General features: G+C 67.8%; 5 protein-coding genes. 1 reads left to right on the top strand and 4 read right to left on the bottom strand.

Annotated features, from left to right (window positions below; genetic code table 11):
• Positions 1–249: 249 nt before the first annotated feature.
• From MHA02_RS23025 to MHA02_RS21645, 4 genes are all read right to left on the bottom strand, one after another.
• Positions 250–681 carry a helix-turn-helix domain-containing protein gene (locus tag MHA02_RS23025; protein ID WP_170249436.1) on the bottom strand — a complete coding sequence of 144 codons (432 nt, stop codon included), beginning with the start codon at positions 679–681 and terminating at the stop codon, positions 250–252.
• A gap of 384 nt (positions 682–1,065) precedes the next feature.
• Positions 1,066–1,299, bottom strand: coding sequence for a hypothetical protein (locus tag MHA02_RS22355; RefSeq protein ID WP_170249434.1), 234 nt, complete (start codon positions 1,297–1,299; stop codon positions 1,066–1,068).
• A 195-nt stretch (positions 1,300–1,494) separates the two neighbouring features.
• Positions 1,495–2,604 carry a DUF2778 domain-containing protein gene (locus MHA02_RS21650; protein ID WP_238180546.1) on the bottom strand — a complete coding sequence of 370 codons (1,110 nt, stop codon included), beginning with the start codon at positions 2,602–2,604 and terminating at the stop codon, positions 1,495–1,497.
• A 364-nt stretch (positions 2,605–2,968) separates the two neighbouring features.
• Positions 2,969–3,772, bottom strand: a complete 804-nt coding sequence (locus MHA02_RS21645; RefSeq protein ID WP_238180547.1) for a lytic murein transglycosylase — start codon at positions 3,770–3,772, stop codon at positions 2,969–2,971.
• 379 nt (positions 3,773–4,151) lie between these two features.
• Here MHA02_RS21645 and MHA02_RS21640 point away from each other — a divergent pair, with 379 nt between their 5' ends.
• Positions 4,152–5,627 carry a carbohydrate porin gene (locus MHA02_RS21640; RefSeq protein ID WP_147082632.1) on the top strand — a complete coding sequence of 492 codons (1,476 nt, stop codon included), beginning with the start codon at positions 4,152–4,154 and terminating at the stop codon, positions 5,625–5,627.
• The last annotated feature ends 285 nt before the right edge of the window (positions 5,628–5,912 follow it).

Raw genomic sequence — 5,912 nt, 5'->3', positions numbered from 1 at the left:
GGTCTCGACGTAGCGACGGAAAATGTTGCCGTTGATCGGCCCGTCGATGACCCAGGGCGCGGCGACCCGGTCGTGACGGAGCGCCGTGATGAAGGTCAGCGTGCGCCAGCGCCCGTGCGGGACCTTAGCTTCGAAGCGCTTCCCGCGTGGTCCCCAGCCCCGCAGCAGCGCCATGTTGGTCTTGACCCAGGTCTCGTTGATGAAGACCAGCCGGCGCGGATCGACCTTGGCCTGATGCCACCGCCAGCGTCAATGCTTACGGGCGACGTCGGGCCGATCCTGCTCAGCAGCCCGCAGAGTTTTTTTTAAGCTCAGTCCTTGAGCCCGCACGAACACCCACACCGCGCGCCGGTCGGCCTTCACGCCGCGTTCGGCCAGTTCCGCCACCAGGCCCCGTAGCGTGAACCGCTCACGGCGGACCCGATCAGCCAGCCAGGTGCCCGGCTCACCCGACAGCACCGGCTTCTTGTGTCCGCCAATCTGACCCGGCGTCAGCGCACCCGTCTCCTGCTTGAGCTTGCGCCACTTCGAGACGCAGGACGGGCTGATGCAAAAAGCCTCGCCGATCGCCCGGATCGTCTCGCCGGCCTCGTAGCGGGCCAGGGCGCGCTCGCGCAGATCCTCCGAATACGTTGGGTCATCGCAGTCCGACCTCCGCCTCCAAAGATCAGAAGGAATCACACCGGCCCCACCCCATGAACCCCGATTCCGTTGAAAGACAGTACGCTCTAATAATCGCAAACCGTTTTTACACAGCCAGGGTCGTAAGCGGGAGCGGAGACGCCGGCAGCTTCCTTGCGTTGCCACCCTTAGGCGGACTGGCGGAAACCCACCCTGAGCGGCCTTCCCGTTTGCGGCCCAACGCGGTCGCCTGGATCGCCATGCGCGCTTCCCGTAATCAGCCATTCGTCGGCCGTCCCGCAACTTCCGCTCGGGGTGGAAAGCGGCCCCGCATGCGGGTCTCAAGATTGATTTTGCGACCAGAATACGATCTTCGATATGTGCCAGTAGTGCACGACAATCATCAGTGTGCAGCAGGCCAATGGTGCACCATAGTCCGACCAATTAGGCGTCGATGAGCTTCTGGCCTTGTAGAGTGGTTCCTACGAAAAAAATCACTACGGGAAACCATAAACCAATTTGCTTATCGGCAAACCATGCGGGCATGCCATTAAAGTCCCACTGCATGGGGACTTTCTTAGCCTTGATGTTGCTGTCAAAGAGAATATTTATGCTTGAAAGGGCAATTAGCGTGGCAGCGTAAACCTGAAGTCCAAGCGTAGGTAATATGCCAAGCATGTTAGCCTCTCTGGGCGAGTATCGTACTCGTTGATTGAAGCTGACAACTTCAAAGATTAAATGTGATTGATGACGATAAGGCAAGATAGTCGATCTACCGACCGACAACCACGCTCCACGATCCGTCAATGTCCGAGATGGGTCGAAAACCGACTCAAGTCGTCGCCAAGAACCTCAGATCCCGACCACTGACCGTCACTCGCCCGCTTTGGCCGTCCGCACCGTGCCCCGCGAGGCGACGCTCGGCAGCGTGTCCTGGCCGTTGCCCGGCACCACGACGACGCGGGCGACCTGGCCGCTGAGATAGGCCTGGAGGAACTTGTTGTAATCGCGGAACGAGATGCAGCCGTTGGAGGCGCCGTTCGGGCCGAGCATGTAGGTGTGGGCGAGGAGCCCGGCCCGGCCGTAGATCGCGGCGGCGCCGCCGACGGGGTTCAGGCGGATCGCGCGGACGCCGTGGAAGAGGGCCTCCCGCTCGGTAAGATCGTAGACGCCGGGCGGGGTCGCGCCGCGCATCTTGGTGGCGACGGAGCGCGGATCGTCCATGCTCTCGCCGAGGCCGGAATGGGCTTCGAGCTTTTCGCCGTTCGGCAGGGTCACGGTGCGGGCGCTGATGTCGTAGACGGCGACGCCGCCGCCCGAGGGCGGGATCGGCGCCGGCGCGACCTGACGCGGGATCGCCGAGGCGGCCGGAGGCTGCTGCAGGGCGGCATAGGCGAGTGCCGGACTCTGCGGCGCCGGGGCGACCCCGAACAGCTTGTCGAAGAACGAGCGCGTGTCTTCCGCCGGCGCCTGCGGCGCCACGGCGGCGACGCGGCGCGAGGCGCGGCCGCGGGTGGAATATTGCAGCGGGTTCGGGCCGCGGAGTTCCGGCGGGCGCGGCACCGGCAGCGGCACGGTCTGGGCCAGACGGTTGTCGGTCCCGATGTCCGATTCGGCGGGCTCCTGCCGGGCGAACGGGGTGGCGGTCTCGGCCGGCAAGGACTCGTTCGTCGCGATCTCGGGTGCCGCCGGGGCGGCCTCGGCCGGCATGTCGGGGGGCGGTGCGACCGCGGCCAGGAGCGCGCCGCGCAGGAGGTTGATCGCTTCGTAGTCGAGGGCCGGGCCGGCCTGCGGGACCTCGGCGACGGGGCCGGGGGGCGTCGCAGCGCCGATGGGAGCGATTCGGCTGGAGTAGGACAGCCCGGCGACGATCCCGAGGCCGGTCATCGCGACCAGCGCCCCGCGCAGCAGGACAGGGCTGCGGCGACTGGCAGGGGCAAGGCGGGAGGCGCGGACGTCCGGCGGGGGTGCAGCGTGTTCCATGCGGTCTATGGGCCCCTCGTCGCGGCACGGATGCCGGCCCTCTATCGGGCCCACTGCATCCGGCAGGCCTCAAACAGCCGAGGTCGCCCGGCTTTTGTGGGGCGACAGCGTGGTCAATCTGGGCCGAAGCGGGGCGGTTTTTCGCAGGCGCCGAGGGAGGCGCCGCGGCCTACGCAGTCACCGCCCGCCCGGCACCGTGACGCTGAATCGAAAAGGGCCCGGCGGATCGCCGGGCCCTTCGGATCAATTTCGGTTTTCGATCGATCGCCTCGAAGCCTTATGCGGTCATTGCGAGCGGAGCGAAGCAACGACGGCCGGGGATGTCCGAAGGCATCGGCCGACAGCGGTCGGGCCGGTAGGAAAACTACTCGCCGCCGCCGTCGATCTGGCGGCCCATGATCGAGAGGGATTGCTGGTAGACGGAGGCCGCGTTCCAGCCCTGCAGGGCGGCGAAGTTGGGCTGGCCCGGGCCGTAGCCGGCGCCGGGCTGCCAGCCGTGGCCCTTCAGGAAGTTCGCCGTCGAGGTCATCGCCGCGCCGACATTGTTGAGGTCGCCGCCGGTGCCGTAGAGCAGGATGTTCTTCGGCAGGAACTGGGTGTGGCCGACCTCGCCATGGGCCGCGCCGCGGGTCGAGGCCGTGAGCACGCCGCGGTCGACGAGCTGGAGCGCCGCGTAGAGCTGGTCGGTGAAGTAGGCCGAACGGCGGCAATCGTAGGCGAGCGTCGCCACGGCCGAGAGCGTGTTGACGTTGCCCCGCACGCGGCCGAAGCCGGTCTCCATGCCCCAGATCGCGATCAGCGGGCCGGCGGGCACGCCGTAGCGCTGCTGGATCGAGGAAAACAGGGCGGCGTTCGTGGCCTTCATCTTGCGCCCTTGCGAGACGATGGTCGCCGCGCCGCGCTTGGCCATGAACTGCTCCAGCGACAGCTTGAAGCTGTGCTGGCCGCGATCGGCCGCGATGGTCGGCGTCGAGTAGGAGGTGCCGGCCAGGGCCTGCAGGCTCGCGGCGCTGGCCCGGCCCTGCGCCTCGGCCGAAAACTCCCGCTTCCAGTTCTCGAAGCCCGCGGCCGTGTTGCCGCACTGGGCCGCCTGAACCGCCCCCGCCCCGCCGGCGAGTGCCGCAAGCGCTGCGGCCGTGAGGGTGATGCACCGCTTGACGTCGATCACTGGAAACTCTCCCCTGGCAGGCGGACGGACAACGCAGTCTCGGCCCGCGATGCGGCCCAAATCGTTGGTGTTGTGGGCGGATATATGACGAAGAGGCCGCTCAGGGGAGCCGGAAAAGCGCGAGGGCTCCCCGCCGATGCAGGTCGAGATGAAAGACAATCCCGCCGAGGCGCGACGGTCGGCGAACGAGGACTGGCTTGCGGGCGCGCCTCGGTGAAATCCGGGCCGTCTGTTGCGCCGGCGGCGTCGGGAAGCTGTTTGCCAGCATCCTGTCGTCTTGAGGTGACAGGTCCGGCGCGAACGCTGCGATACGTATCGTGGAGCCGTCTCGCGCATGAGATCCGCATCGATGCAGACCAGGTCGGAGCCGTGCGGCCTCATGCGGAGATTGATCTCAGGTCCGAGCCGCGGCCCGACGATCGCCCTCGCGCTGTGCCTCGTCGGCGCGACGACGGCCCGGGCCGAGCAGAGCCGGCCGGTCTACGAGGGCGCGGGTGGCGATCCGCGGATCTCGATCTCGCAGCCGGAATCGACCAGCCAGGCATCCGGCGGCTACACGCGGTCGATCGAGCCGTCGCTGGGACCGCTCGGTGACCCGCTCGGTCTTCGCCCGGAGCTGAAGGCGCGCGGCATCGAGTACAGCCTGACCTACATCGCCGACCTGCTCGGCAACCCGAGCGGCGGCGTCCGCCGGGGGACGGCGGTGAGCGATCGGCTGAACCTGAGGCTGAACCTCGATCTGGAGCGCCTCGCGGGCTGGGAGGGGGCGACGGTCCACGCCAACGCCTACTTCATCCACGGCACCGGCCTGTCGCGCTACTACGTCGGCAACCTGCTGGAGGCGAGCGTGATCGAGGCGCTGCCCTCGAGCCGCCTCTACGTGCTGTGGTACGACCAGCAATTGTTCGACAACACGCTCGGCCTGCGGATCGGGCAGCAGGCCGCCGACACCGAGTTCTTCGTGAGCCAGACCGCGACGGCGTTCGTGAACTCCACCTTCGGCTGGCCCGCCATCACCGGTCTGAACCTGCCGAGCGGGGGTCCCGCCTATCCGCTGGCCGCGCCCGCGATCCGCGCCAAATACGTACCCGGCAACGGCTTCTCGCTGCAGGTCGGGCTCTATGACGGCGATCCCGCCGGCGCGAACCGCCCCGGCGACGACCCGGAGGCGCAGCGCCTCAACCGCACCGGCACGAACTTCCGTGTGCACGATCCGGCGCTGGTCCTGGCGGAGGCGACCTACGCCTACAACACCAAGCCCGGTTCGGAGGGCCTGCCGGGCGACATCACGCTGGGCGGCTGGCAGCATTTCGGGCGGTTCGACAGCCTGCGCACCGACATCACCGGGCTGCCGCTCGCCGACCCGAACGCGACGGGCATCGGCCGCCCCCTGCGGGGCAATGCCGGACTCTACGCCGTCTACGACCAGACCCTGTACCGGGAGGCCGGCAAGGACGACGAGGGCCTCGGCTTCTTCGTCCGGGCCGCCTACTCGCCGACGCGCTCCAGCCTGGTCACGGCCTATGTCGACACGGGCCTCGCCTACAAGGGCCTGATCCCCGGCCGCGACGACGATACGGTGGGCGTGAGCGTGGCCCATGCCCGGCTCAGCGACGATGCGCGCCGCGCCGACAACGACACGATCCGTGTGACCGGGCAGCCGATGCCGCGGCGGCGCGCGGAGAGCGTCATCGAGGCAACCTATCAGGCGGTGGTCGTGCCGGGCTTCACGGTGCAGCCGGACCTGCAGGTGATCCTCCACCCGGGCGGCGGCATCGCCAACCCGCGCGATGCCAATGCCGGGCGGGTGAAGAACGCGGTGGTCTTGGGGGTGCAGGCGGCGGTGCAGTATTGAGGGTGGCGGCAGCTTGAACGGGTCGCCTCGTGCAGCCAGCTCAGACTGAGAGCCGCCCGTCCGCTTCGAAGTGTCGAATGCAACACTGGCGGACTCCGGCGCCAAGGCGGGAGTCGACTCTTTGCAGACTCTCGGAAGGTCCGCTCCCAGGCTGTCGAGGCAGAGGCCAACGACCGGGTTGGGTGGGAAGCGGGCTTTAACCGTTCGCCCGGAATCGGACGTTCCGTATTCGGCCCAATCTTGCCGTGCCGCCTGATGCTCGTTGTTCTCGAAGGCGAGTCTGGT

It is taken from the genome of Methylobacterium haplocladii (assembly GCF_007992175.1).
Classification (GTDB): Bacteria; Pseudomonadota; Alphaproteobacteria; order Rhizobiales; family Beijerinckiaceae; genus Methylobacterium; species Methylobacterium haplocladii.
This window is presented reverse-complemented; position numbering and strand designations above follow the sequence as displayed.

Bases quoted from the DNA above. Each gene is read 5' to 3' on its own strand.
- MHA02_RS22355 (WP_170249434.1), bottom strand. From the start codon at position 1,299: ATGCTTGGCATATTACCTACGCTTGGACTTCAGGTTTACGCTGCCACG.
- MHA02_RS21650 (WP_238180546.1), bottom strand. From the start codon at position 2,604: ATGGAACACGCTGCACCCCCGCCGGACGTCCGCGCCTCCCGCCTTGCC.
- MHA02_RS21640 (WP_147082632.1), top strand. From the start codon at position 4,152: ATGCGGAGATTGATCTCAGGTCCGAGCCGCGGCCCGACGATCGCCCTC.